The sequence below is a fragment of the Massilia sp. LMS1-1-1.1 genome (assembly GCF_040815535.1).
In the GTDB taxonomy this organism is placed as follows: domain Bacteria; phylum Pseudomonadota; class Gammaproteobacteria; order Burkholderiales; family Burkholderiaceae_D; genus Janthinobacterium; species Janthinobacterium aestuarii.
On record NZ_JBFPNG010000047.1, the window covers coordinates 1 to 255 of the forward strand.

1 rRNA gene is annotated in these 255 nt (G+C 52.2%); it reads right to left on the bottom strand.

What is annotated here, in order from left to right:
* Positions 1–255: ribosomal RNA gene (locus MRBLMS1_RS24670) — 16S ribosomal RNA — on the bottom strand; the annotation flags it as partial.

The following is a 255-nucleotide window of genomic DNA, read 5'->3' on the forward strand; positions in this document are numbered from 1 at the left end:
GACTTACAAAACCGCCTGCGCACGCTTTACGCCCAGTAATTCCGATTAACGCTTGCACCCTACGTATTACCGCGGCTGCTGGCACGTAGTTAGCCGGTGCTTATTCTTCAGGTACCGTCATTAGCAAGAGATATTAGCTCTCACCGTTTCTTCCCTGACAAAAGAGCTTTACAACCCGAAGGCCTTCTTCACTCACGCGGCATTGCTGGATCAGGCTTTCGCCCATTGTCCAAAATTCCCCACTGCTGCCTCCCG